The 24,093-nt window shown below is 63.5% G+C and carries 26 protein-coding genes and 1 pseudogene; 15 read left to right on the top strand and 12 right to left on the bottom strand.

The genetic code is table 11. The features are described from left to right. The first annotated feature begins 20 nt into the window (after positions 1–20). From LB558_RS04460 to LB558_RS04485, 6 genes are read left to right on the top strand one after another with little or no spacing between them, the layout of a single operon-like run. Positions 21–755, top strand: a complete 735-nt coding sequence (locus LB558_RS04460; RefSeq protein WP_224696409.1) for a GntR family transcriptional regulator — start codon at positions 21–23, stop codon at positions 753–755. Then, complete coding sequence (locus LB558_RS04465) at positions 752–1,234, top strand: DUF3830 family protein (RefSeq protein ID WP_224696410.1); 483 nt, start codon at positions 752–754, stop codon at positions 1,232–1,234. The genes LB558_RS04460 and LB558_RS04465 overlap by 4 nt, the downstream gene beginning before the upstream one ends. Position 1,235: 1 nt before the next feature. Further along, the gene (locus LB558_RS04470; RefSeq protein ID WP_224696411.1) at positions 1,236–1,589 is read left to right on the top strand and encodes a TIGR04076 family protein; all 354 of its coding nucleotides are present in this window, start codon (positions 1,236–1,238) and stop codon (positions 1,587–1,589) included. Next, the gene (locus LB558_RS04475) at positions 1,586–2,641 is read left to right on the top strand and encodes an aldo/keto reductase (protein WP_224696412.1); all 1,056 of its coding nucleotides are present in this window, start codon (positions 1,586–1,588) and stop codon (positions 2,639–2,641) included. Before LB558_RS04470 ends, LB558_RS04475 begins: the two co-directional genes overlap by 4 nt. Further along, complete coding sequence (locus LB558_RS04480) at positions 2,638–3,066, top strand: hypothetical protein (protein WP_224696413.1); 429 nt, start codon at positions 2,638–2,640, stop codon at positions 3,064–3,066. Before LB558_RS04475 ends, LB558_RS04480 begins: the two co-directional genes overlap by 4 nt. 50 nt (positions 3,067–3,116) lie before the next feature. Continuing rightward, positions 3,117–4,376, top strand: a complete 1,260-nt coding sequence (locus LB558_RS04485; protein ID WP_224696414.1) for an ABC transporter substrate-binding protein — start codon at positions 3,117–3,119, stop codon at positions 4,374–4,376. 91 nt (positions 4,377–4,467) lie between these two features. Here the strand turns inward: LB558_RS04485 and LB558_RS04490 are convergent, their stop codons facing one another. From LB558_RS04490 to LB558_RS04525, 8 genes are all read right to left on the bottom strand, one after another. Then, positions 4,468–5,268, bottom strand: coding sequence for an ABC transporter permease (locus LB558_RS04490; RefSeq protein WP_224696415.1), 801 nt, complete (start codon positions 5,266–5,268; stop codon positions 4,468–4,470). Beyond that, entirely contained in the window at positions 5,265–6,137 is an 873-nt protein-coding gene (locus LB558_RS04495) for an ABC transporter permease (RefSeq protein ID WP_224696416.1), read from the bottom strand. The genes LB558_RS04490 and LB558_RS04495 overlap by 4 nt, the downstream gene beginning before the upstream one ends. Further along, positions 6,134–7,237, bottom strand: coding sequence for an ABC transporter ATP-binding protein (locus tag LB558_RS04500; RefSeq protein WP_224696417.1), 1,104 nt, complete (start codon positions 7,235–7,237; stop codon positions 6,134–6,136). Before LB558_RS04500 ends, LB558_RS04495 begins: the two co-directional genes overlap by 4 nt. 75 nt (positions 7,238–7,312) lie before the next feature. Beyond that, complete coding sequence (locus LB558_RS04505; protein ID WP_224696418.1) at positions 7,313–8,338, bottom strand: ABC transporter substrate-binding protein; 1,026 nt, start codon at positions 8,336–8,338, stop codon at positions 7,313–7,315. Between the two features lie 52 nt (positions 8,339–8,390). Continuing rightward, positions 8,391–9,389, bottom strand: a complete 999-nt coding sequence (gene araD1, locus LB558_RS04510) for an AraD1 family protein (protein WP_224696419.1) — start codon at positions 9,387–9,389, stop codon at positions 8,391–8,393. Between the two features lie 34 nt (positions 9,390–9,423). Continuing rightward, positions 9,424–10,200: an SDR family NAD(P)-dependent oxidoreductase gene (locus LB558_RS04515; RefSeq protein WP_263494629.1), complete on the bottom strand. Its 777-nt coding sequence runs from the start codon at positions 10,198–10,200 to the stop codon at positions 9,424–9,426. A gap of 11 nt (positions 10,201–10,211) precedes the next feature. Further along, positions 10,212–11,939: an IlvD/Edd family dehydratase gene (locus tag LB558_RS04520; protein WP_224696420.1), complete on the bottom strand. Its 1,728-nt coding sequence runs from the start codon at positions 11,937–11,939 to the stop codon at positions 10,212–10,214. Then, positions 11,936–12,727 (bottom strand): FadR/GntR family transcriptional regulator, encoded by a 792-nt coding sequence (locus tag LB558_RS04525; RefSeq protein WP_224696421.1) that lies wholly within the window; start codon positions 12,725–12,727, stop codon positions 11,936–11,938. The genes LB558_RS04520 and LB558_RS04525 overlap by 4 nt, the downstream gene beginning before the upstream one ends. A 61-nt stretch (positions 12,728–12,788) precedes the next feature. Here LB558_RS04525 and LB558_RS04530 point away from each other — a divergent pair, with 61 nt between their 5' ends. Then, on the top strand, positions 12,789–13,715 hold the full coding sequence (locus LB558_RS04530; protein WP_224696422.1) for an aldose 1-epimerase: 927 nt from the start codon (positions 12,789–12,791) through the stop codon (positions 13,713–13,715). An 18-nt stretch (positions 13,716–13,733) separates the two neighbouring features. Here the strand turns inward: LB558_RS04530 and pcaQ are convergent, their stop codons facing one another. Beyond that, positions 13,734–14,651 carry a pca operon transcription factor PcaQ gene (pcaQ, locus tag LB558_RS04535; RefSeq protein ID WP_224696423.1) on the bottom strand — a complete coding sequence of 306 codons (918 nt, stop codon included), beginning with the start codon at positions 14,649–14,651 and terminating at the stop codon, positions 13,734–13,736. A 93-nt stretch (positions 14,652–14,744) separates the two neighbouring features. Between pcaQ and pcaD the strand changes: the two genes are divergently transcribed. The 6 genes from pcaD to pobA are packed head-to-tail and all read left to right on the top strand — an operon-like array spanning position 14,745 to position 19,557. Further along, entirely contained in the window at positions 14,745–15,554 is an 810-nt protein-coding gene (pcaD, locus tag LB558_RS04540; protein ID WP_224696424.1) for a 3-oxoadipate enol-lactonase, read from the top strand. Further along, complete coding sequence (gene pcaC / locus LB558_RS04545; RefSeq protein WP_224696425.1) at positions 15,547–15,954, top strand: 4-carboxymuconolactone decarboxylase; 408 nt, start codon at positions 15,547–15,549, stop codon at positions 15,952–15,954. The genes pcaD and pcaC overlap by 8 nt, the downstream gene beginning before the upstream one ends. Continuing rightward, positions 15,944–16,699, top strand: a complete 756-nt coding sequence (gene pcaH, locus LB558_RS04550; protein ID WP_224696426.1) for a protocatechuate 3,4-dioxygenase subunit beta — start codon at positions 15,944–15,946, stop codon at positions 16,697–16,699. Before pcaC ends, pcaH begins: the two co-directional genes overlap by 11 nt. Next, complete coding sequence (gene pcaG / locus LB558_RS04555; protein WP_224696427.1) at positions 16,699–17,313, top strand: protocatechuate 3,4-dioxygenase subunit alpha; 615 nt, start codon at positions 16,699–16,701, stop codon at positions 17,311–17,313. Before pcaH ends, pcaG begins: the two co-directional genes overlap by 1 nt. Before the next feature lie 19 nt (positions 17,314–17,332). Further along, positions 17,333–18,385: a 3-carboxy-cis,cis-muconate cycloisomerase gene (locus tag LB558_RS04560; RefSeq protein WP_224696428.1), complete on the top strand. Its 1,053-nt coding sequence runs from the start codon at positions 17,333–17,335 to the stop codon at positions 18,383–18,385. Further along, complete coding sequence (gene pobA / locus LB558_RS04565) at positions 18,385–19,557, top strand: 4-hydroxybenzoate 3-monooxygenase (RefSeq protein WP_224696429.1); 1,173 nt, start codon at positions 18,385–18,387, stop codon at positions 19,555–19,557. The genes LB558_RS04560 and pobA overlap by 1 nt, the downstream gene beginning before the upstream one ends. Before the next feature lie 10 nt (positions 19,558–19,567). Here pobA and LB558_RS04570 read toward each other — a convergent pair whose 3' ends face one another. Next, a complete protein-coding gene (locus LB558_RS04570) occupies positions 19,568–20,038 on the bottom strand; it encodes an NUDIX domain-containing protein (RefSeq protein WP_224696430.1) in 471 nt (156 codons plus the stop codon). Between the two features lie 171 nt (positions 20,039–20,209). Between LB558_RS04570 and LB558_RS04575 the strand changes: the two genes are divergently transcribed. Further along, positions 20,210–20,743 (top strand): sterol desaturase family protein, encoded by a 534-nt coding sequence (locus tag LB558_RS04575; protein WP_224696431.1) that lies wholly within the window; start codon positions 20,210–20,212, stop codon positions 20,741–20,743. Positions 20,744–20,764: 21 nt separating this feature from the next. Here LB558_RS04575 and rsgA read toward each other — a convergent pair whose 3' ends face one another. Further along, the gene (gene rsgA, locus LB558_RS04580) at positions 20,765–21,775 is read right to left on the bottom strand and encodes a ribosome small subunit-dependent GTPase A (RefSeq protein ID WP_224696432.1); all 1,011 of its coding nucleotides are present in this window, start codon (positions 21,773–21,775) and stop codon (positions 20,765–20,767) included. 171 nt (positions 21,776–21,946) lie between these two features. On the opposite strand from rsgA, the pseudogene LB558_RS33025 reads away from it, so the two are divergent. Beyond that, positions 21,947–22,434 (top strand): annotated as a pseudogene (locus LB558_RS33025) (ROK family protein); the annotation flags it as partial. Positions 22,435–22,503: 69 nt separating this feature from the next. Here LB558_RS33025 and LB558_RS04590 read toward each other — a convergent pair. Beyond that, complete coding sequence (locus LB558_RS04590) at positions 22,504–23,832, bottom strand: dicarboxylate/amino acid:cation symporter (protein ID WP_224696433.1); 1,329 nt, start codon at positions 23,830–23,832, stop codon at positions 22,504–22,506. Between the last annotated feature and the right edge of the window lie 261 nt (positions 23,833–24,093).

A 24,093-nucleotide genomic window follows, 5' to 3' on the forward strand; every position in this document is an offset into this window, starting at 1 on the left:
CCGGCCAAGAACGGAATTCCATGCAAAAGGCTGCCATCGAAAAGAACAACGAGGCGATCGCGGCCCAGCTGGCGCCGGTTGGCCGCGAAACGGTGCAGGATCGTGTCTACTCGGAATTGCGCCGCGCCCTGATCGGCGGCCTATTCGAGCCGAGCCAGGTGCTGACCATCAGGGGCTTGGCTGACGCTTTGGTCACCTCGACCATGCCGGTGCGCGAAGCGCTCGGCCGGCTGATCACGGAAAAGGCGCTGGAGGCGCTGCCCAACCGTTCGGTGCGCGTGCCGCCGATCACGCTGGAGCGCCTCGATGATCTCCTGCGCGCCCGCGTCCTGATCGAGGGCGAGGCGATCGCGCTTGCCGCCGCCCGCATGGGGCCGCGCCAGATCGCCACCATCGAGACCATTCTCGGCGAATGGGACGAGATGCGGGCGCTGAAGCACAAGAAGGACGTCGATCGCGAAGTGACGCTCAACCAGAGCTTTCACTTCGAAATCTACCGCTCCTGCGGTTCGGCTGTGCTGATCCCGATGATCGAGAGCCTGTGGCTGCAATCGGGCCCCTGCATTCGCGTCGCCATCTATGCCTTCTCGGAAGCCGGCGAAGTCGACACCGCCCAGTATCACCGCCGCATCGTCACCGCGCTGTCCACGCAGGATGCGCAGGCGGCGCGCGAGTCGCTGGTCGCCGACATCAGCCGCCCCTTCACCTTCCTGCGCAGCAAGCTGCAGGCAGCCGCCGCGAAAGACCAGACATGACCGCCATCAGAATCACCGAGCCGCGCTCGAAGCTTTCCGTCACGGCGCTGTTGCTGCCCGAGAAGGCACCGGAAAACGCCGCCTTCCTCTTGGCCCATCTCGGCACGCCACGCGTCGTCCCGGGCATCCATGCGATGTGGACAGGGCCGGAAATCTCCTGTCCGGTTCCATCAGCCGACCTCGAGGGCCAGGCCTATGCCAGGCCGTTGCCGGCCGAGAACGCGACGCTGACGCCGCAGCCGGGCGACATCGTGCTGTCCTATGTGCCGCCACGCATGTGGGGCGGCAATCCCAATCCGATCTTCGACATCGGCCTGTATTACGGGCAGGGGGCGCGGCTTTTGTTCCCGATCGGCTGGTTGGCCGGCAGTGTGGTGGCACAAGTGCGCGCCGGGGAGCGTGATCAGTTCGCCGCCGCTTGCGGTGTCATCCGCCGCAACGGCGCTTGCGACGTCACCTTCAGCCTGGTGGAGGCCTGAAATGGCCGACGACAGTTTCGAGCTGTTCGACCTTCGCGTCGAGGCGGTCATTCCTGAGGGCAAACCGATCTATTGCGGCGCCAAGGCCGGCGACTATTTCGAGCTCAAGGGCGAGATGCTGTCGATGCCGGCAGGGCTGGGTTTTTCGATCTATTCGCTCGCCGCCGTCTTGCCGCTGCTGGCGGCGAAGCAGCGCCCCACCCACCCGAACGACTGGATGACCTCGGACGCTGAGATCGCTTGTCCCGATCCCAATTGCGCCAGCCGGCTGCGGATCGTCAGGGTGGCCAAGCGGCGGTTCAGCCATGCCGAGACCACGGCGGTGCCGCTGCCGAAGGAGGATGACCTGAGATGACCGCCAAGACCTTCGAACTCGGCCCCGGTTACACCATCTCGCGCGTCATTCGCGGCGGCTGGCAGTTGGCCGGCGGTCACGGCGCCATCGACCGCAGCCAGGCGGTGGCCGACCTGATCGCCACCTTCGATGCCGGCATCTGGACCTATGATTGCGCCGACATCTACACCGGTGTCGAAGAACTCATAGGCGCGGCGCGTCTGCGGCTGGCCAGCGAGCGTGGTCTCGATGTCGCCGCCAGGATGAAGGTGCACACCAAGCTGGTGCCCGACCTGGAACGGCTGGCCAGCATAAGCCGCGACTACATCAGGGGCATCGTCGACCAGTCGCTGCGGCGGCTGAAGACCGAACGGCTCGATCTCGTTCAGTTCCACTGGTGGGACTATGCGCAACCTCGCTATGTCGAGGCGATGGGCTGGCTCGACGAGCTTCGGCTGGAAGGCAAGGTGCGCAATCTCGGCGCCACCAATTTCGACACGCCGCGGCTGGCCGAAATTCTGGCGGCCGGCATCCCTCTTGTCAGCCAGCAGCTGCAATATTCGGTGCTCGATCAGCGGCCCGGCAACAGCCTTGCCGCACTCGCAAAGCAGAACGGCATCAGCTTCCTCTGCTACGGCTCGGTGGCCGGCGGCTTCCTCAGCGACAAATGGCTCGGTGCGGTCGAGCCCGCCACGCCGCTCGAAAACCGCTCGCTGATCAAATACAAGCTGATCATCGATGATTTCGGTGGCTGGGACCTGTTTCAGCACTTGCTGCAGGCGCTGAAGGCCGTTGGCGACCGCCACGGCGTCGACATCGCCACCATCGCCAGCGCCTGGGTGCTGGAGCAGCCGCAAGTGGCGGCCGTCATCGTCGGTGCCCGCAATCAGGCGCATGCGCTGGCCAATGCGAAAATCATGGACGTTGCGCTCGACGCCGAGGACCGGGCGCGGATTGCGGCCGTCATCGCGCAAGGCACGGGCCTGGAGGGCGACGTCTACACGCTGGAGCGCGACCGCCACGGCCGCCACGGTTCGATCATGCATTACAACCTCAATGCGGGGAAGAAATGAGCGGCGAACCCTCCCTGTTTTCACGTGCCAGTGCCGAAATCATCGACCTGCATCGCTTCTTCGTCGATTGGTTCGTCGCCGCGCGCGCCGACAAGGCGGACTTCGGCCGCTTCGAGCGCGTCATGGGCAAAGGCTTCGGCATGGTCGCGCCGGACGGGCAGGTCCTCGATCGGGACGCGGTCGTCGATCATGTCCGCACCAGCCGCGCTTCTTGTGACGACGGCTTTGCCATTTCGATTGAGGACATCCGGCCCGGCTGGCAGGACGCCGATACCATCGTCGTCCTTTATGTCGAAGCGCAGCTGCGCGCAGGCAAGCACAGCCGCCGCCAGTCGAGCGCCGTCTTCACGACCAGTTCATCGGCGCCCAACGGCGTCGAATGGCGACATCTGCATGAAACCTGGCTGCAGGTGCCGGAACGCTGAACAGGCTACAGAATTCAAATAACAGTCGAGTAACGAAAGGGGAAACAACAATGACAAAGACGATACTCCAACTCACCACCGCGCTCGCTCTCGTCACGATGGCGGGTGCTGCGCAAGCCGCCGATTGCAAGATCACCGTCGGCCTCGTCATGGAGCTGACCGGCCCGGCCGGCGAATACGGCCAGGCCGGCGCCAAGTCGGTCGAGATGGCCTTCCGCGACATCAACGACGCCGGCGGTGTGCGCGGCTGCGATCTCGTCACCGACACGCGCGACAGCCAGAGCCAGGGCAACATAGCCGTTGACGCAGCCACCCAGCTGGTTCAGGTCAAGAAGGTGCCTGTCATCATCGGCGGCATCATCTCCTCGGTGTCGATCCCGATCCTGACCTCGGTGACGGCACCAGCCAAGATCGTCCAGGTCTCGCCGGCTTCGTCCTCGCCGACGCTGACCGCGCTCGGCCGCGACGGCAAGACCAACGGCATCTTCTTCCGCACCATCACCTCGGATGCGCTGCAGGGCGTCGCCGCCGCCAAATATGCCGTCGACAAGGGCTTCAAGAAGCTGTCGATCATCCACGTCAACAACGATTTCGGCGTCAACATGGTGGCCGAATTCTCGCGCGCCTACAAAGCGCTCGGCGGCACCATCGTCTCCGACACGCCCTACAACGAGAAGCAGTCGAGCTATGCCTCGGAAGTCACGGCTGCCATGGCCGGAGAGCCCGACGGCCTTTATCTCGTCAGCACGCCGGTCGACGGCGCAACGGTCGCTCGTACCTGGATCTCGCAGGGCGGCGTGCAGAAATTCCTGCTCAATGATGGCATGAACAGCCCTGACTTCATCGAATCAGTCGGCGCCGATTATCTGAAGGAAGCCTATGGCACGTCATCGGGCACCAGCCCGACCGCCTCGACGGAGTATTTCACCAAGAACTACAAGGAATTCTCCGGCATCGAACCGACCAATCCGGCGGCCGACCGTTCCTATGATGCCGGCGCGATTGTAGGTCTGGCCATCGCCATTGCCGGTTCGGAGGATCCGGCCAAGATCAAGGACGCGATGTACAAGGCGGTCGATCCGGCCGGCACGCCGATCTTTGCAGGCAAGGAAGAGTTCGCCAAGGCGCTCGGCCTGATCAAGGACGGCAAGGCGATCCGCTATGAAGGCGTCATCGGCCCGGTCGCCTTCGACAAATATGGTGACATCACCGGCCCGTTCCGGCTGTGGAAGATCGTTGACGGCAAGGTGGCGACCGACGGTGAAATGACCACCGACGATGTCAACGCCTTGCAGGCGAAACTTCAGTAGGCGTCATTCTGTTTTGTCCGGCATCGATTGCGCCAGCGTCGATGCCGGACGACGACTATGGCTGCTTCGTTGCAGCTCTTTGTCCGGCGACTCAGCTTCGTTCCGTCGCGACTTGCCGCGGGATGAGGAAGCGGGCGGCAAGCACGCAAAGCAGCACGGTGAACATCAGGATCAGTGCCACCAGCGCATTGATGTCGGGTGAGAAGCCAAGCCGCATCATCGCCCACAGCCTGACCGGCAGGGTGCTTTGCGTGCCGGTGACCAGGATGGTGATCATCGTCTCGTCGAACGACAGCGCGAAGGCCAGGATGGCGCCGCCGACCATGGCGCTCGACAGGTTCGGCAGGATGATGCGCCAGAACGTTTGCCAGCCCGTGGCGCCGAGATCGTAGGACGCTTCGACCAGCGTGCGGCTCATCGACTGCAGGCGCATCAGCACCGTGCGGTAGACGATCGCCAGCACGAAAACCGTATGGCCGATGACGACCGTCAGCAGCGAGCGTTCGAGACCGATTTCGCGAAAGAAGATCAGCAGCGCCAGGCCGCTGATGATCGGCGGCATCAGGAACGGCAGGAAGATGATGAACTGCAGCAGCGAGCGTCCGGAACGGCGCCCATGATAATAGAGCGCCAGCAGCGTTCCGCTGACCACCGACAGGATGACGGTGCAGACGCCGACGATCAGCGTGGTGCGCAAGGCGACCAATATGTCGTGGTTTTCAGCCAGCGCCACATAGGTCGACAGGGTCGGCGACGACCAGTCGACAGAGCCATGCGAAATGGTGAAGAACGACGACACGATCGGCACGAACAGCGGGCTGTAGAGCAGGACCGCAACCAGCGTCGTGATCGCGGCCAGAAAGATCGTGGACAGTCGGGGCAGGGCGCTCATACCGAAGTCCCCCGGTTGCGGCCAAAGCGTTCGCCGACGAGGATTGCGGCGATCACCACGACGGCCAGCGCCACCGACAGCGCCGCGCCGAACGGCCAGTTATAGGCCGTGCCGAACTGGCTGTAGAGGATGCGGCCGAAGGTGAAGCCGCTGATCCCGCCGACCATCTGCGGCGTCAGGAAATCGCCGATCGCCAGCACGAAGACGAAGCTCGCCGCCGAAGCGACGCCGGGCAGGCTGAGCGGCAAGGTGATGCGCAGGAAGGTCTGCAAACCGCTCGCGCCGAGATCGTCGGAGGCGCGCAGCAGCACCTGCGGAATCCGCTCCAGCGACAGGAAGATCGGCAGGATGGCGAAGGGGATCAAGAGCAGGGTGAGCGTCAGCAGGATGGCGTTCATGTTGAACACAAAAAGCGTCGACGGTTCCTGCAGGATCCCGAGCGCCACCAGTGCCTTGTTGAGGAAGCCGTTGAGGCCGAGGATGCTGCGGATCGCATAGATCTTGATGACGTAGCTCATCAGCAGCGGCACCAGCAGCAACATCAGCAGGGCATAGCGCCAGCGGCCTTTCAGCGTCGTCAGGAAATAGGCGGCGGGATAGGCAAGCAGGATGCAGATGATGGCCACCGAGACGCACAGCACGATGGTGGTCCAGAACACCGGGAGAAAGACCGGATCGGTGAAGAACCTGACATAGTTGCCCAATGACAAACCGTAGACGATTGTGCCCTGGTCGACGCTGAAGAAGCTGTAGCCGAGGAAGATCGCCAGCGGCACCAGGACGAAGACCACCGGCAAGGCAAACGCCAGCACTGTCACCAGCAGCGACAGCCGTCTTTCCGCAGGCTGTCTCGATCCGGCTTCGCTCATGCCAGCACCAGATGGCCTTCATGCGGCGCAAACGAAAGCGATACAGTCTCGCCGGATTTGAGCGCGCTGCCGTCGACCCGGCTCGGCACGCGCAGCCGCAGGCGTTGTAAAGGATTGTCGATGCCGGCCGTGATGGTGGCGACCGTCGACGAGCCGGCAAACGCCATGTCGGAGATGGTGCCGGAAAAAAGGTTGCCGGTGTCCTTTGCATCCGCAAGGTGCAAGGCTTCTGGACGGAACGCGGCGAAGGCGCTGGCGCCTTCCGCTGCGGCTTTCAAATGCGGCTGGTTGCTGATCGAGCAGACCAAGCGCCCGAGCGCTGTCTCGATCGATCGCAGCTCGCCTTGGACAGCCCCAAGTTTTCCGGCCACCAGATTGTTCTCGCCGAAGAAACGCGCGACGAACTCGCAGTTCGGTCTGTAGTAAAGGTCGTGCGGCGTGCCGAGCTGGCGAATATGGCCGGCCTCCATGACACAGATCCGATCGGCCATGCCGATGGCTTCCTCCTGGTCATGGGTGACGAACAGGAAAGTGGTCTTGATTTCGCGCTGGATGGATTTCAGGAAGACCTGCATCTGCCGGCGCAGTTCGAGGTCGAGCGCCGCCAGCGGCTCGTCGAGCAGGATCAGGCGCGGCTGGCAGATCAGCGCACGGGCAAGCGCGACGCGCTGGCGTTGGCCACCGGAGAGCTGCGCGGGAAAGCGGTCGGCGAAACGTCCGAGCTGGACCAACTCCAGAGCCTCCGCGACACGGCGCGCAATCTCCGTGCGCTGGATATGGCGGACCGAAAGCCCATAGCCGACATTGCCGGAAACGGTCAGGTGCGGGAACAGCGCATAGTCCTGAAACACGGTGTTGAACGGCCGCCGGTTGATCGGCATGCGGCTGATGTCCTGACCATCGAGGCGGATCTCGCCCGACGTCAGCGGCTCCAGCCCGCCGATCAGCCGCAGCACCGTGGTCTTGCCGGAGCCGGATGGTCCAAGAACGGTGAGGAACTCACCGTCCCGGATCGACAGGTCGATGTCGTGCAGCACGGGGACCGTGCCGTAGGATTTCGAGACGGACCGCAGCGTCAAGAGGTCGGTGTTCTGGTTCATGAAATACTCTCGCATACGCTTCGGCGGTCCGGAACCTCCGGACCGCCGGGTCCTTCGAAGTAAGGAACGACAAGATCAGGGCGTCGCCTTGACCTCGTTCCACATGTCCGAACGCTTGAGCGGGTCCTCGACATTGTTGAGCCAGACCAGCTTGTCGTTGCCGCCGGCGCTGCCGGTTTCCGTCACCGTGTTGCCGAAGCCGGTGCGCTCGGAAAGCTCGCCGCTGACCTTCTTGGTCAGCATGAAGTCGATCCATTTCTCGGCTGCCGCATTGTCGCGAACGCCCTTGGAAATGACCCAGTTGTCGAGCCAGGCGAGCGCGCCCTCGCTCGGATTGACGTAGGCGACATGGGCGCCGATCTTCTGCAGCGCCTTGACCTGCTGCTGGCCGTAATTGGCCCAGATCAGGGCCACATCATTGTTCTGGTAGATCTGCTGCGCCTCGTCGGCGGTGGTGTAGAAGCTCAGCACGTTGCGCTTGAGCTCGATCAGCTTGGCCTTGACCGCCGCCATCTGCTCTTCGTTGAGGTTGAACGGATCCTTGTAACCGAGCGTCAGCGCGGTGAACGAGAAATTGTGCTCGCCATTGTCATACGCCAGAACCTTGCCCTTGTAGGCCGGGTCCCACAGAACCGACATCGAGGTCGGCGCCGGCTTGACCTTGTCGGTGTCGTAGATCAGGCCGATAGAGTCGAAACAGAACGGAATGCCGTAGACCTTGCCGTCCTTGGTCACGCCGCTCACCGCCGTCAGGTCGCGGAAGCGCGGCAGCACTTCCTTTTGGTTGGCGAGCTTGGTGACGTCGATCGGCGACACCAGGTCGGCCTTGATGTAGCGCTGCAACTGGGCGGTGTTGACGGCGAAGACGTCGAAGTCCTGGCCTTCGCTGCCCTTGATCTTGGCCCAGATCTCATCATCGCTGCCGATGAAGACGACATCGACGCCGATGCCGGTCGCGGCAGTGAAGTCCTTGACCCAGTCGGCATCGGCGTAGCCGTCCCAGGCCAGTACCCGCAGGTTTGCGGCAAGCGCCGCCGATGTCATCAGGCCGATGCCGAGCCCGATTGTCGCTAGTCTTAGAAACGCTTTCTTCAGTCCCATTTTTAATCTCCCATTGTCGTTCTGGTGGACCGTAATTTTCGGGCCTGCGCCGTCACAGCTGGGTAACAGCGACCAGTCCCTCGTCCGGCACCGACACCATCCGGTTGCGCAGTGGCTTGCCGAATATCTGTGCCTGGATTTCATACTCGTCGCCGGAAGCCGTCTTGACGCCGGAGGCGTAGCTCATCACCGCCGCGCCGAAGAAATAGGCGTGCAGGTCGCCCGCCCTACGGTGCATCGGGTAGCGGAAATGGAAGTGTTCGAGATTAGCGATCGAGTGCGACATGTGCGCTTCGCCCGACAGGAACTCCTGCTCCCAGAAGACAGTGCCGTCGCGCAGGATGCGCGAATGGCCGCGCACTTCTTCGGGCAGGTCGCCGATCAGCAGTTCCGGACCGATCGAGCAGGAGCGCAGCTTTGAATGGGCGAGATAAAGGTAGTTCTCGCCCTCCGTCACGTGGTCGGAATATTCGTTTCCGAGCGCATAGCCGATGCGGTAGGGGCGGCCGTCCGGCCCGTTGAGATAGAGGCCGACGATCTCAGCTTCTTCGGCGCCGGCGCGCGCGAAGGCCGGCATCGGTAGCGGCGCGCCGGGCGGCACCACACATGTGCCGACGCCCTTGAAGAACCACTCCGGCTGGATGCCGATCTTGCCAGCGCCAGGCTTTCCGCCCTCCAGCCCCATGCGGAAGATTTTCAAGGAATCGGATTCGTCGGCACCTTCGCCATGGGTCAGAACATGCATCTGGTTGCGCGCGGCGGCGCTTCCGGTGTGGGTCAGACCGGTCCCGGTGACCAGGAAGCGCGCCGGTTCCGGATGGTCCACCGGAGCGAGCACCTGGCCATCGCGCAACAGTTGGTCGTAGTCGATTTTCGCTGTGCCGGTCCGCTTCTCGACCAGCGCTGCGATCGACATGCCTTGGGCGATCGCCGCTTCAGCGAGCTCCAGCACGCTGCCGGTCTTATCGAGCGGGTGCAGGTGATTGCCGTCGTCGGAGACGCGGCCGACCCGTCTGCTGCCGTCGGCCATTCTGAACTGAACAAGACGCATGAATACTAACCTTCTTCCCTTGGAGCCGTACGGGTCACACCCAGCCCGCATCGACGATGAACTGCTGGCTCGTGCACATGCGGCTGTCGTCGGCTGCGAGGAACAGCGCCATGCGCGCGATATCGGAGGGTTGCAGCCGGTCGGGCAGGCACTGCCTTTCCGCGATCTGGCGTTCGCCGGCCGGGTTCAGCCACAGGCGCATCTGGCGCTCGGTCATCACCCAGCCCGGCACCATGCAGTTGACGCGGATGCGTTCGGGGCCGAGTTCGCGGGCCAGCGCCCGCGTCATGCCGTAAACAGCGGCTTTCGCGGTGACATAGGCCGGGCAATCCGGATCGCCGACCATCCAGGTGATGGAGCCGAAATTGATGATCGAGCCGCCGCCCAGCGTGCTCATCTGCGGACGCACCGCCTGCGCCGCGAAGAACTGGTGGCGCAGATTGACCGCCATGCGGTCGTCCCAATAGGCAACCGTCACATCCTTGGTCTGGTGACGGTCGTCATTGCCGGCATTGTTGCACAGCGCCTGGATCGGGCCGTTGTGCTGCATCGCCTGGACGGTTGCCGCCTGCAACTCTTCGACGTTGCGCAGGTCGCAGGGAATGAACAGCGGCGCGGCATGTCCCTCGGTCGCAATCGCATCGACCAGACGCCGTGAAGGCTCCTCGGCCATATCGACGAAGGCGACGCGGCTGCCTTGCGCGCAGAAATGGCGCACCAGGCTTTCGCCGATGCCGCTGCCGCCACCGGTGATGAACACGCTGCGGCCCTTGAGGCTTGGATAGATCGCGTAGCCGATTTCATCCGTCATGGCGCGCCCCTCTAGTGCGAATGCCTAGGAATGCCGGCATCGCGCCTGCCGACGAGAAAGTCGAAATCGCAGCCCTTGTCGGCCTGCAGAACACGCTCGACATAAAGGCTCTGATAGCCGCCTTCCGGCGGCGCCGGGGGCTTCCAGTCACGCCGGCGGATTGCGAGCTCCTCATCCGATACCAAAAGCTCCAGCCGACGGCCGGCGACGTCGAGCTCGATGAGGTCACCGTCGCGCACCAGCGCCAGTGCGCCACCCGCGGCTGCTTCCGGTGCCACATGCAGAACCACGGTGCCGTAGGCGGTGCCGCTCATGCGCGCGTCCGAAATGCGCACCATGTCGGAGACGCCTTGCTTGAGCAGTTTGGCCGGCAGCGGCATGTTGCCGACCTCGGCCATTCCGGGATAACCGCGCGGCCCGCAGTTCTTGAGCACCATCACCGAGGAGGCGTCGATGTCCAGCTGCGGATCGTCGATGCGGGCGTAGTAGTGCTCGATGTTTTCGAACACCACCGCCTTGCCGCGATGCTGCATCAGTTCGGGCGTTGCCGCCGACGGCTTGATGACCGCCCCGTCAGGCGCCAGATTGCCGCGCAGGATCGAGATGCCGCCCTCTTTGGTCAGCGGCTGGCTCAGCGGCCGGATCACCTCACTGTTGTAGTTGGGCGCGCCGTCGATCAATTCGCCTATGGTCTTGGCGCTGACGGTCATGGCGTCGCGATGAAGAAGCCCCGCTTCATCAAGCGACGCCATGACCGCAGCTAGCCCCCCGGCGTAGTAGAAATCTTCCATCAGGAACCGGCCCGACGGCATCAAATCGACAATGGTTGGAACGTCGCGGCCAAGGCGGTCCCAGTCGTCGAGGCTGAGGTCGACCCCGACCCGGTTGGCGATGGCGACCAGATGCAGCACCGCGTTGGTCGAGCCACCGATGGCGCCGTTGACGCGAATGGCGTTCTCGAACGCTTGCCTGGTAAGGATCTGCGCGATCGTCACGTCCCTGCGAACCAGATCGACGATCTGTCGTCCGGCCATCTGGGCGAGCACTCCACGGCGCGAATCCACCGCCGGGATCGCGGCATTGTCCGGCATGCCGATGCCGAGTGCTTCGACCATGCTGGCCATGGTCGAGGCCGTTCCCATCGTCATGCAACTGCCCGCCGATCGGCTCTGACCCTGCTCCGCGGCGAGGAAGTCGGCGACCGGCATGCGGCCGGCCTTCACTTCCTCGGCGAATTTCCAGACATGCGTTCCCGAGCCGATATCCTGTCCGCGGAACTTGCCGTTGAGCATCGGCCCACCGGAAACGGCGATGGTCGGCAGGTTGCACGACGCAGCCCCCATCAGCAGCGCCGGCGTGGTCTTGTCGCAACCGACCAGCAGGATGACACCGTCGATCGGATTGCCGCGGATGGACTCTTCGACATCCATGCTGACCAGATTGCGAAACAGCATGGCGGTCGGGCGCATGTTGCTCTCGCCCAGCGACATCACCGGGAATTCGAGCGGCAGGCCGCCGGCTTCATAGACGCCGCGTTTGACGTGATCGGCCAGCGCGCGCAGATGGGCATTGCACGGGGTCAGTTCCGACCACGTATTGCAGATGCCGATCACCGGCCGGCCGTCGAAAGCGTCGGCGGGGATGCCCTGGTTCTTCATCCAGCTGCGGTGCATGAAGGCGTTCTTGCCTTCGCCGCCGAACCAGGCCTCGGACCGCAGTTTGCGTTTGGTGTCGGTCACGATGTCTGTTCCCGATCCTGGCGGCGCCTGTTGCGGTTCTCGACGCTGCGGCGCACGTCTTCCTCGGCATTGTCGATGAGCACCAGCAGCGCTTTTTGCGCGCCGGCCGCGTCGCCGGATGCAATCTTCTCCGCCACTTCCCGATGCAGCGGCAAAGAATGGCGCTGCCCTTCAGGATTGTCGTTGGAGAGGCGAAAGCTCATCACCAGTGCGGTTTCGACCAGTGCCGCTAGCGAACCGATCAGCTCGTTGCCGGTCATGCGCAGGATGGTCTGATGGAACAAAAGGTCGGGCTTGGCGAAGCGATCGCCGTCGTCGACCACTGCTTCCATCTCGGCCAGCGCGGCATTGATCTCGGCAATCTGCGCCGGCGTGGCGCGTTGGGCCGCGAGTGCGGCCGACATCGGCTCGATGGCTCGCCGCAATTCGAACAGTGCCCGGACATCATCGGCACTGACGCCGCTGGCGTAGCGCCATGACAGGACATCCGGATCGAGGAAATTCCAGTCGGTACGGGGACGCACCCTTGTGCCGGTCTTCGGCCGCGATTCGACCAGTCCCTTGCCGGCCAGCACCTTGATCGCCTCGCGTAGCACCGTGCGGCTGACCCCCAGCATCTCGCTGGAATCGTCGGCATTGGGCAGTGCCTCGCCGGGCAAGAAATCGCCTTGCACGATGCGCAATCCGATCTGTTCGACGACAGTCGCATGCAACGCCGTCGAGCCGCTGGAGACCGCCACCGCAACCCTTGACGTGCGCGCCGTGCTGAAAGATTTCTTATTCTTCATACTATTCATATGATATGTCTTATCGGCATTATGATGGGAGTCAAGCGATGGGGGAGTGCCGGTGACAAAGAATTCCGCTGCCGTTGCCGAGCGGCATCAAGAGCTGGTCTCGATCAGCGAGGGCATTGCGACTGTAGAGATAGCCCCGGCCGCTGGCGGCGCCCTGGCCTCGTATCGCTGGCGGCAAAACGGATCCGTCGTGGACTGGCTGCGCCCTGCGGATCCGGCGGCAATCAACAGCCGCGATGCCGGCGCCATGGCCTGCTTCCCGCTGGTTCCCTATTCCAATCGCATAAGGGGTGGCCGCTTCGAATTCGCGGGCCGCACCGTCGAACTGCCGACCAGCCCGGACGATCCGCATCATGAGCATGGCCATGGCTGGCGTCGGCCATGGACCGTGGTGCGGCACGAAGCCAGCGCCACCGTCCTGTCCTATCGCCATGCCGCCGATTCCTGGCCGTGGAGCTATGAGGCAAGGCAAAAGATCTCGCTGGTCGATGGCGGGCTGATCATTGCCCTTTCGCTGTGCAACCTCTCGGACATGCCGATGCCGGCGGGCTTCGGCCTCCATCCCTATTTCCCGTCGACATCATGGACACATGTCCAGGCGCCAGTGTCCGGCATGTGGGAGACCGATGCGGAAATCTTGCCCACCCGGCACGTCCTACCACCCGCTGGCTCCAACCCGACCACGGGCTTCGACGTGTCGGAGACGGACTTCGACACGGTCTTCACCGGATGGGCTCGCCGCGCCCGGATATCCTGGCCGGAGCATGGACGGCAACTGGACATCGAGGCCGAGGCGCCACTCGATTTCCTTGTCCTCTACACGCCGCCCGGCGAGCCGTTCTTTTGCGCCGAACCGGTCAGCAACATCACCGATGCCTTCAATCGCAGGGACGCGGGCATCGACCCTGGCTGCATCGTACTGGCACCCGGACAGATGCGATCCGCAAGCGTTCGCTTCACGCCTTCGCAGGCGATCTGATCGCCAGTCTGAGCCGCATCAGCTGCCTTGCCTTGCCGCTTCGCGGATGGTCTGCAGCAGGATGGAGAAGGCTGGTGAGGGCGCCATGTCGGTCCGCATCGTCAAGCCGACCGGTCCCTTGGTTTCCTCGGTGTTGACCGGCAAGGCGACGAAGGCGCCGCTGCCGAGTTCGTTGGCAACGACGCCAGCCGAAATGATCCAGACGGCATTGCTCTGCCGCAGGAAGGCGCGGCCGAAGGAGTCCGAGACGGTTTCGATCTCGGTTGCCGGCGCGGTCATGCCGTTGGTGATGAACAGGCGGTCGACAAACGGACGGATGACCGATTCCCGCGTCGGCATCAGCATCGGGAACTCATCGAGCCGTGCGAACACATCCTGTCCCGGGTCAAGCAGCGGATGTCCGGCTCGCACCACGAACAGCACCGGTTCGGAATAGAGGTGCTCGAAGAAGAAGCCGGTCATGTTTTCCGGCGCCGCCAGCCGTCCGACGACGAGATCTAGCGTGCCGGTGCGCAACTGTTCGAGCAGCATCGCATTCTCGCCGGTAACGATCTTGATCGCCGCACCGGTACCCTCCTTGAGGAACAGGCTCATGGCGAGCGGCATCACCCGCGCCGACACCGTCGGCAGCGCGCCGATGCGGATCGGGTGCCGGTTGACCGCTCCGTCCTGGCGAACGGAATCGACGCCTTGCTTGAGCGCCGTGATCGCCGTGCCGGCATGGCGAAGGAAGATTTCGCCGATGCGCGTCAGTCGGATGCCGCGGCCGTCGCGCTCGACCACCGCCACACCCAGCGCCTCTTCCAACTCGCGCAATGTCTTGGTCACTGCCGGTGGGCTGACATGCAGCAAGTCAGCCGCCCGCGCCACGCTTCCTTGTCGCGCAACTTCCAGGAATGCCTGCAGGTGACGGAACCGGATGCGGCTCTCGGACATGGATTTGATAACCCCTGAGTTAATGAAACGGCGTAAAATATCATTTTACTGAACCAAACGCCTTGTGCAATGTGGGGGCGGAGGACCGAAACCGTGCCATTCGTCACCATCGGCGGCATCACGCTGCACCATCGCCACATCAATGCGGCCGGCAATGCGCGCCCTATCATATTCATCAATTCGCTCGGCACCGACTTCCGGATCTGGGACGAAATTGTCTCGGCGCTTGGTGGTGAAATGCCGCTGCTGGTCTACGACAAGCGCGGTCATGGACTGTCCGATATCGGCGACATCAGATCGATCGACGATCATGTCGACGACCTCTCGGCGCTCATCGATCATTTCGGGTTGAGCAAGGTCGTGCTGTGCGGACTGTCGGTCGGTGGCCTGATCGCCCAAGGCTTCTGTCGCAGGCGCCCCGATATCGTAGAGGCCATGATCCTGTGTGACACGGCCCACAAGATCGGCACGATAGAGAGCTGGAACACACGCATCGCGACGGTCGAAAGCAAGGGTATCCAGGCCATTGCGGATGGCGTGCTCAAAGTGTGGTTCACGCCCGCCTTCCACGCAACGCGTCTGGCCGAGCTGGACGGTTATTGGAACATGATGACGAGGCAAGCGCTCGCAGGTTACATCGGGACTTGCGCGGCCGTTCGCGATGCGGATTTCACCGACAGCGCGCGCCGCATCGCGGTGCCGACGCTTTGCATCGCCGGCGATCAGGATGGCTCGACGCCTCCCGATCTCGTCCGCTCGCTTGCCGAGTTGATCCCCGGCGCGCGCTTCGAGATGATCCGCGACGCCGGACACATTCCGTGCGTTGAACAGCCTGAAGCGTTGATCGCCCTGATCCGTGATTTTATCGCATCGCTTGCCCCTGGAGCAGAAACCCATGGATGAAGTCCCCGGCAACGCAGCCAGATATCGCACCGGCCTCGCGGTGCGGCGCTCCGTGCTCGGCGACCGGCATGTCGACCGAGCCGAGGTCGCGGCGACCGATTTCGACCAGCCTTTCCAGGAGTTGATCACCGAGGCGGCCTGGGGAACCGTGTGGGCGCGGCCGGGCTTCACCAAGCGCGAACGTTCGATCGTCACGCTGGCGCTGCTGGCGGCACTCGGCCATGATGAGGAGGTTGCCATGCATGTGCGCGCCACCGTCAACACCGGTGCTTCGCGCGACGATATCTGCGAGGCGTTCCTGCATGTCGCCATCTATGCCGGCGTGCCGGCCGCCAACCGCGCCTTCAGAATAGCCAAGGACGTGTTTTCGGAAATGGACGGAAGCCAGAATGCCCGCTAGATCCGGCTCGAACCGGAGACCCGAGACCGGCGCCTTCTTCCAGCGCGACCGGCCCTGGCATCCGCCAGCGCTGACGCCGAATTACAAGACCTCCGTGCTGCGTTCGCCGCAGAAGGCGCCGCTGTCGTTCGACAACACGCTGTCGGAGATTGCAGGCCCGGTCTTCGGTCACGCCATGCTCGGCGAACTCGACGCCGACCTGATCCACAATTTCGCCAGACCCGGCGAGAGCGCGCTCGGCGAACGCATCATCGTCTACGGCCGGGTGCTCGACGAACGCGGCGTTGGCGTGCCCGGCGCGCTGCTCGAATTCTGGCAGGCCAATGCCGGTGGCCGTTATCGCCACAAGAAGGACGGCTATCTGGCGCCGCTCGATTTGAATTTCGGCGGCTGCGGCCGCGCTATATCAGGCGATGATGGCTTCTATGCCTTTCGCACCGTCAAGCCCGGCCCCTATCCCTGGCCGAACGGGCCGAACGACTGGCGGCCCTCGCATATCCATTTCTCGGTCTTTGGCCACGGCTTTGCGCAGCGGCTGATCACGCAGATGTATTTCGAGGGCGACCCGCTGATCTGGCAATGCCCGATCGTGCGCGGCATCCCCGACAAGTCAGCCATCGAAACGCTCATCGCCACGCTCGACATGCAGGCGACGATCCCGTTTGACGCGCGCGCCTACAAGTTCGACATCGTGCTGCGCGGCCGGCGCGCGTCGCTGTTCGAAAACAGGCTGGAGGGCAATTGATGGCCCAGTCGCTCGACCGGCTCAAGGAGAGCCCTTCGCAGACCGCCGGACCTTATGTCCATATCGGGCTGACACCCAATTTCTGCGGCATCGGCGGCGTCTATCCGACCGACCTCGGCGCCACCATGGTCAATGACAGGACCAAGGGCGAGCGCATCGGCCTGCGCATCCGGGTGCTCGACGGCACCGGCACGCCGCTCAAGGACGCGCTGATCGAAATCTGGCAGGCGGATGCGGACGGGCTCTACAATTCATCAGCCGAATTGCGCGGCACTGCCGATCCGAATTTCTTCGGCTGGGGCCGTTGCCCGACCGACATGGACACCGGCCTGTGCGCGTTCGAGACGATCAAACCAGGTCGCGTGCCGTTCAGGGATGGAAGCCTCATGGCCCCGCACATCACACTCTGGATCGTCGCGCGCGGCATCAATCTCGGCCTGCACACAAGGCTGTATTTTTCCGATGAGGAAAAGGCCAATGCCGGGGATGCGATCCTGGCGCGCATCGAGCACCGCGTTCGCGTGCCGACGCTGATCGCCGAGCGCCAGGGCGACACCTACGTCTTCGACGTCCATCTCCAGGGGGAGAAGGAAACGGTCTTCTTCGACAGCTGATGGTCAGGAGGAGCAGGACATGACCGTATCGCCCTTCGACCACCCACTGCTCTCCGCTCTTCTCGGCGACGAAGAAGCGGCGAGGCACTTTTCCGTCGAGGCGGAAATCGACGCGATGCTCGCATTCGAACGGGCGCTGGCGCAAGCCGAGGCCGAAAACGGGATCATCACCAAGGATGATGCCGCAGCGATCGTGGCCACACTTGCCACATTCCGGCCCGACACCGCCTTGCTGCGGGCCGCCATCGCCAGGGATGGCGTCATCGTGCCGGAACTCGTGCGCCAGATCAGGGCAGCGGTTGGCGAACCATATGGCCAGAAAGTGCATTTCGGCGCGACCAGCCAGGATGTCGTCGACACCGGCCTGATGGTTCGGCTCAAATCCGTTGTCGAACATGTCGATTTGTTGTTGACCGAAACAGTCATGCGCCTCGTCTCGCTCGAAGAGCGCTTTGGAAGCAGGGCGCTGACTGGCATGACGCGCATGCAGAAGGCGATTCCGATCAAAGTACGAGATCGTGTGGCAGCGTGGCGGGCGCCGCTGCAACGGCATCAGGAGAGGCTGTCGGAACAGTCGAGGCACCTGCTGGTGGTGCAGTTCGGCGGTGCCGCCGGCACGTTGGAAAAGCTCGATGACAAGGGGCCGGCAGTGCGCGCAGCCCTTGCCGCAAAACTCCGCCTTGGCGACGCCCCGCAATGGCAGAACCAGCGTGAGCCGCTCGCCGATTTTGCCAGCCTGATGTCGCTGGTTTCAGGCAGTCTCGGCAAGTTCGGCCAGGACATCGCGCTGATGGCGCAAGATGGGACCGAGATCGAGCTTTCCGGTGGCGGCGGCTCGTCGGCGATGCCGCACAAGCAGAACCCGGTGAAGGCCGAGGCGCTGGTGGCGCTTGCCCGCTTCAACGCCACGCAGCTTGCCGGCATGCATCACGCGCTCGTGCATGAGCAGGAGCGGTCGGGCGCGGCCTGGACGCTGGAGTGGCTATTACTGCCGCAGATGGTCGTCGCAACGGCCGCGTCGCTGCGCCTTGCCGCCGAACTGGCCGCACAGGTCGAAAGTCTCGGCCACTGATGCGCACGCAAATCGTCATCGTCGGGTCCGGACCGTCCGGCCTGCTGCTTGGGCAATTGCTGGCCGGCATCGGTGTCGAGACGGTCATTCTGGAACGTGCGAGCCGCGAGCACGTTCTTGGCCGCGTGCGGGCGGGGGTGCTCGAACAGGGCACGGTCGAACTGCTGGAACAGGCCGGCGCGGCGGCAAGGCTGCATGCCGAAGGGCTGCCGCATTCCGGCATCTCGCTCGCCTTCGACGGACGCCTGCACCGCATCGACCTCAAGGCACTGACCGGCGGCAGGCATGTCACCGTCTATGGCCAGACCGAGGTGACGCACGATTTGATGGACAAGCGCGACGCCGCAGGGCTGACCACGATCTACGAGGCGGCAAATGTCGCTCTGCACGATTTCGACGGCGCCGCACCTTTCGTCACCTATGGCGGGGATGGGGTCACGCATCGGATCGATTGCGACTTCATTGCCGGCTGCGACGGCTATCACGGCGTCAGCCGCAAATCGGTGCCCGAGCGTGCGCTAAAAATCTTCGAGCGGCAGTATCCGTTCGGCTGGCTCGGCGTGCTGGCCGAAGTGCCGCCGGCCGATCACGAACTGGTCTATGCCAATCATGAAAGGGGTTTTGCGCTGTGCTCGATGCGCTCGACGCACCGGAGCCGCTACTATGTGCAATGCCCGCAAGACGATCGTGTCGAGGCATGGTCCGACGACCGCTTCTGGGACGAATTGCGCCGCCGCTTGCCGGAGCAGACAGCCGCAAATGTCGTCACCGGGCCATCCTTCGAGAAATCGATCGCGCCGCTGCGCTCCTTCGTTGCCGAGCCGATGCGTTTCGGCAGGTTGTTGCTGGTCGGCGATGCCGCCCATATCGTGCCGCCCACCGGCGCCAAGGGCCTCAACCTCGCCGCCAGCGACGTGCGCTATCTCTTCTCGGGTTTGCGCGACCTCTACCGCGACAAAACCATGGCCGGCATCGACGCCTATTCCGGCAAGGCGCTGGCGCGAGTCTGGAAGGCGGTTCGCTTTTCCTGGTGGATGACGACGATGCTGCACCGTTTTCCCGACACCGGCGACTTCGGCCAGCGCATCCAGGAGGCCGAGCTCGACTATCTCGTGCAGTCGCGTGCCGCATCGACCGCACTCGCCGAGAACTATGTCGGGCTGCCCTACTGAGGGCTGCGGATCATCCGGCGCCTTGCTGCCTGGCAAAATCCAACAGCATCGGACGTTGTCCCCTGAGGATTTTCACCTCGGCCTCGGGCAAGGTGAACCAGCCCGCTCTGTCGACCTCCGGGAACGCCTTCAGGGATCCCGACCTTGGCGGCCATTCCATGGTGAAGGTGTTGCTCCTGATGGCGGCTACATCGATGTCGATGGTTGCCTCGACAGACCAGGCCGTGACGATCTTTCCGCCTGGTTGCCTATAGTCACCAAGCCGCGTGAACGGGCCATCGAACTTGACGCCGAGTTCTTCCCCGGTCTCGCGTTGCGCTGCCGTCAACTCGTTCTCGTTCTCGCCAACGAGGCCTTTCGGTATCGACCAGGCACCATCGTCCTTCTTCGCCCAGAAGGGTCCGCCGGGGTGAACCAGAAGCACCTTGAGATCGCCGTCTCCGCGGCGATAGATCAGCAATCCCGCACTGCGCTTTGCCATTTTACTCGTCCGTTCGCGAAGCCGGCGGCCTGCCGATGTCCTTGACTGGTTGACGCAAGCCTTGCGCCAAGGGGTTGCGACGCTATGTCAGGTACATCTGCATTGCTCCTCACGCGCGAGTCCGGCAATCTGATACCATCGCTTATTTGGCGGCTCGAAGGCTAGGTGACGATGCAACTCGGTCTTATTGGCTACTACAGCGACTTCGTGGTGTATCCGCTGGTGATCGCCGTGCTGGCAGTGGCCGGGCTTCTCGAGGCCGGCGAAGAGAGTGCGCCAGGCTGGATCGGCACGGTCCTCGCCTGTCTAGGCCTCTGGACGCTGATCGAGTATGTGCTGCACAGGACCGTTCTTCACCATATTCCTTACATCAAGGACCTGCACGATCGTCACCATGTCGAGGAACGCAGTTCGGTAGGCACGCCGACCTGGCTCAGCCTCGGCGTGCATGCGCTGGTGGCGTTTTTGCCCGTTTGGATGGTCTCGGATTTTGCCACCGCGAGCGCGGTAAGCTGCGGGCTGATGCTGGGGTACCTCTGGTACATCAGCATCCATCACATGATCCATCATTGGCATCCCACCCATCCGAGCTATCTCTACACGCTCAAGCGCCGCCATGCCGTCCATCATCATATCGACGAAAACGCCAATTTTGGCGTGACGTCCGCATTCTGGGATCGGGTTTTTCGCACGGCGCGGCTCTGAATTCGATCAGCGCCCGGTCGTTCAGCGCCTCTTGCCGCGACCGCCCGGGGATTTGGACCCGCGGGGGCCGCTCTGAACCGGCGTGTTGTTCTGGTTCTCGTCGGACAGTTTTCGCCAGCGAGCGAGGCGCTCCGGATCGAGGGTTCCTGCCTTCAGGGCCGCCTGTACGGCGCAGCCCGGCTCGTGCACATGCGTGCAGTCGCGGAATTTGCACAGCGGCGCGAGCTCGGTGATTTCGGCAAACAGCGTGTCGATGCCGTAGCCGACATCGCTGACCTGCAAAGTCCGCATGCCCGGCGTGTCGATCACCCAGCCGCCGCCGGCAATGGAATGCAGCGATCGCGACGTCGTGGTGTGGCGTCCCTTGGCATCGTGCTCGCGAATGCCTCCGGTCTGTTGCGGCGATTGCTGCGCCGATCCGGCCAGCGTGTTGACCAGCGTCGATTTGCCGACGCCGGAGGAGCCGATCAGCGCCACCGTCTGGCCGGCACCGCACCATGCAGTCAGGACGGCTGCCGCATCCGATGTGCGGGGGTTCAGCATCACGACCGGCAATCCACGCTGCAACGCGGCAGCCTGCCTTGCATACGCCTCGGCGTCTTCAGCGGTATCGGCCTTGGTCAGCAGGATCACCGGCGTCGTTCCGGCCTCGTTGGCCAGCGCCAGATAGCGCTCGAGCCGGGCTGGGTTGAAGTCGGCATTGCACGAGGTGACGATGAACAGCGTGTCGACATTGGCCGCGGCAAGCTGCGGCACCCTGCCGCCCTGGGTGCGGCGCTCCAGCACCGTCTTTCGGGACAGGCGGCGCTGCACAAGGTGTTCATGCCCATCGACCAGCACCCAATCGCCGACGGCATAGTCACCGGTGTTCGCCTGCGCCGGCAGCGTCAGATCGACCGGCCCTGCCTGGGACAGGCCGGTCAGGCGATCGCGGTGGACGGTGGCGATCCGCGTCGGGACGAGATCGGCGTCGCCGGGCTCGAGCTGATCAGCGAAAAAATCCGTCCAGCCCAGGCTGGCGAGAGATGGCATGGAAGAAACCGTCACGGCTTTGACCACGGCGTCACGGACATTGGACAGTATCCCTGGCAGGTGAGACGCGAATGCGGCGTGCGATCGCCCAAGCCGTGTATGGGCGGCATGGCGACTTTTGGCAAGCAGGCGCGTAGCCGAGGGCCGAACAGCAAGCTTCTGCAGCCTAACCCCTTGATCGTGGCGACGTCGGTCTACACCTTCCTGTTGTGCTGGAACAATTTCTCTTTGCGCTGACGCTGACGAAATCGACGTCCATGCGCACCGTCCCGATCGGCATCCAGCTGTTGATGGGGCAGCACGCCTTCGAATGGAACCAGATGATGGCGATGAGCGTGCTCGGCTCGCTACCGCTCTGGCTGGGCGTTGGCTTCACCAACCTCCTGCATCTCTATTCGCCCGATGTGCTGGTCGTCGGCGGCGGCATTGCCAATGGGCTCGACCTGATGCTGCCGACCATCGAGGCGACGATCAGGCAGCGGGCCATGCGCGCCTATCGCGACGTGCCGGTTGTTCCAGCCCAGCTCGGCCGCCATGCCGGGCTGGTCGGCGCCGCCAGCCTCGTCCTGTTCGATGACGTCGGCACGATTGCCGCCCGTATGCCGGTCGGCCCAAGCACATTTCCGGACACGCTGCTGAGCAAGACCGGCACCGTCTGACGTTGCGACCTGCATGACAAAGGCCGGAGGCAGCTCGCCTCCGGCCTTTTACGTATTGACCGCGCGTGATTACTCGGCGGGAACGACGTCCGCCGGCAGGCTGTCATCCGCCGTGCCCGCCAGTGCCCTGGCCAGCTTGGCTTCGTCGAGTTCGCCTTCCCAGCGCGCCACCACCAGCGTGGCGACGGCATTGCCGACAAAGTTGGTCAGTGCCCGGCACTCCGACATGAAGCGGTCGACGCCGAGGATCAGCGCCATGCCGGCCACCGGCACCGCTGGAACCACCGACAGCGTGGCGGCAAGGGTGATGAAGCCGGCTCCGGTGATGCCGGCGGCACCCTTGGACGAGAGCATGGCAACCAGCAGCAGCAGGATCTGGTCGCCGATCGACAGATGGATGTTGGTTGCCTGCGCGATGAACAGCGCCGCCAGCGTCATGTAGATGTTGGTGCCGTCGAGGTTGAAGGAATAGCCGGTCGGGATGACCAGACCGACCACCGAGCGCTTGGCGCCGGCCTTCTCCATCTTTTCCATCAGCGAGGGCAGCGCGGCTTCCGACGAGGAGGTGCCCAGCACCAAAAGCAACTCTTCCTTGATGTAGCGGATCAGCGACAGGATGGAGAAGCCGTTGTAGCGGCAGACAGCACCCAGCACGACGAACACGAACAGAAACGAAGTCACGTAGAAGGTGCCGACCAGCATGGCGAGATTGATGACCGCGCCAATGCCGTATTTGCCGATGGTGAAGGCCATGGCGCCAAAGGCGCCGATGGGGGCTGCCTTCATCAGTACGCTGACCAGCTTGAAGATCGGTGTCGTCAGCGCCTGCAGGAAATTGAGGACGGGCGTGCCCTTGTCGCCGACCAGCGCCAGCGCAATGCCGAACAGCACCGAGAAGAACAGCACCTGCAGGATGTCGCCGTCGGCGAAGGCGCCGACGATGGTCGACGGGATGATGTTCATCAGGAAGCCGGTGACCGACTGGTCGTGCGCCTTGGCGGCGTAGGTATTGACGGTCGAGGCGTCGAGCGTCGCCGGGTCGATGTTGAAGCCGGCGCCCGGCTGCACGACATTGGCGACCACAAGGCCGATGATCAGCGCCAGCGTCGAGAAAGTGAGGAAGTAGAGCATCGCCTTGCCGGCGACGCGCCCGACCTTCTGCAGGTCGCTCATGCCGGCAATGCCTGTCGTCACGGTCAGGAAGATGACCGGGGCGATGATCATCTTGACCAGCTTGATGAAGGCGTCGCCGAGCGGCTTCATGCTCTCGCCGACAGACGGATAGAAATGGCCGAGCAGGATGCCGACGGTGATCGCGACGAGCACCTGCACGTAGAGCTGGGCATAGAAAGGCTTGCGCTGCGCGGAAACCGCGCCTGAATGGTCTGCGATGTGCATCGAACTCTCCCTGGCCGGATAGGGCGGAATGCACCGCCCTGCGTGACTTCTCCCATCGCGGCGTTCCGGTCGCGCGCCGCTGCCAAGGACTTTTGCAAGCGCTGTGCCAATTCGCGGAAAGGCCGGAATCCCGGCAATTCCGCCTTTGCTCGAAGCCATGCGGCGAATGTCTGTGCGGATTTCCGCACAAGCAACGTTTGCCTGGGCGGATTTTCGCATTACACTGATCGGAAAGCCGCGAAGAAAAGGAGAGGGCAGACG

This window comes from Mesorhizobium sp. CO1-1-8 (assembly GCF_020164875.1).
Classification (GTDB): domain Bacteria; phylum Pseudomonadota; class Alphaproteobacteria; order Rhizobiales; family Rhizobiaceae; genus Mesorhizobium.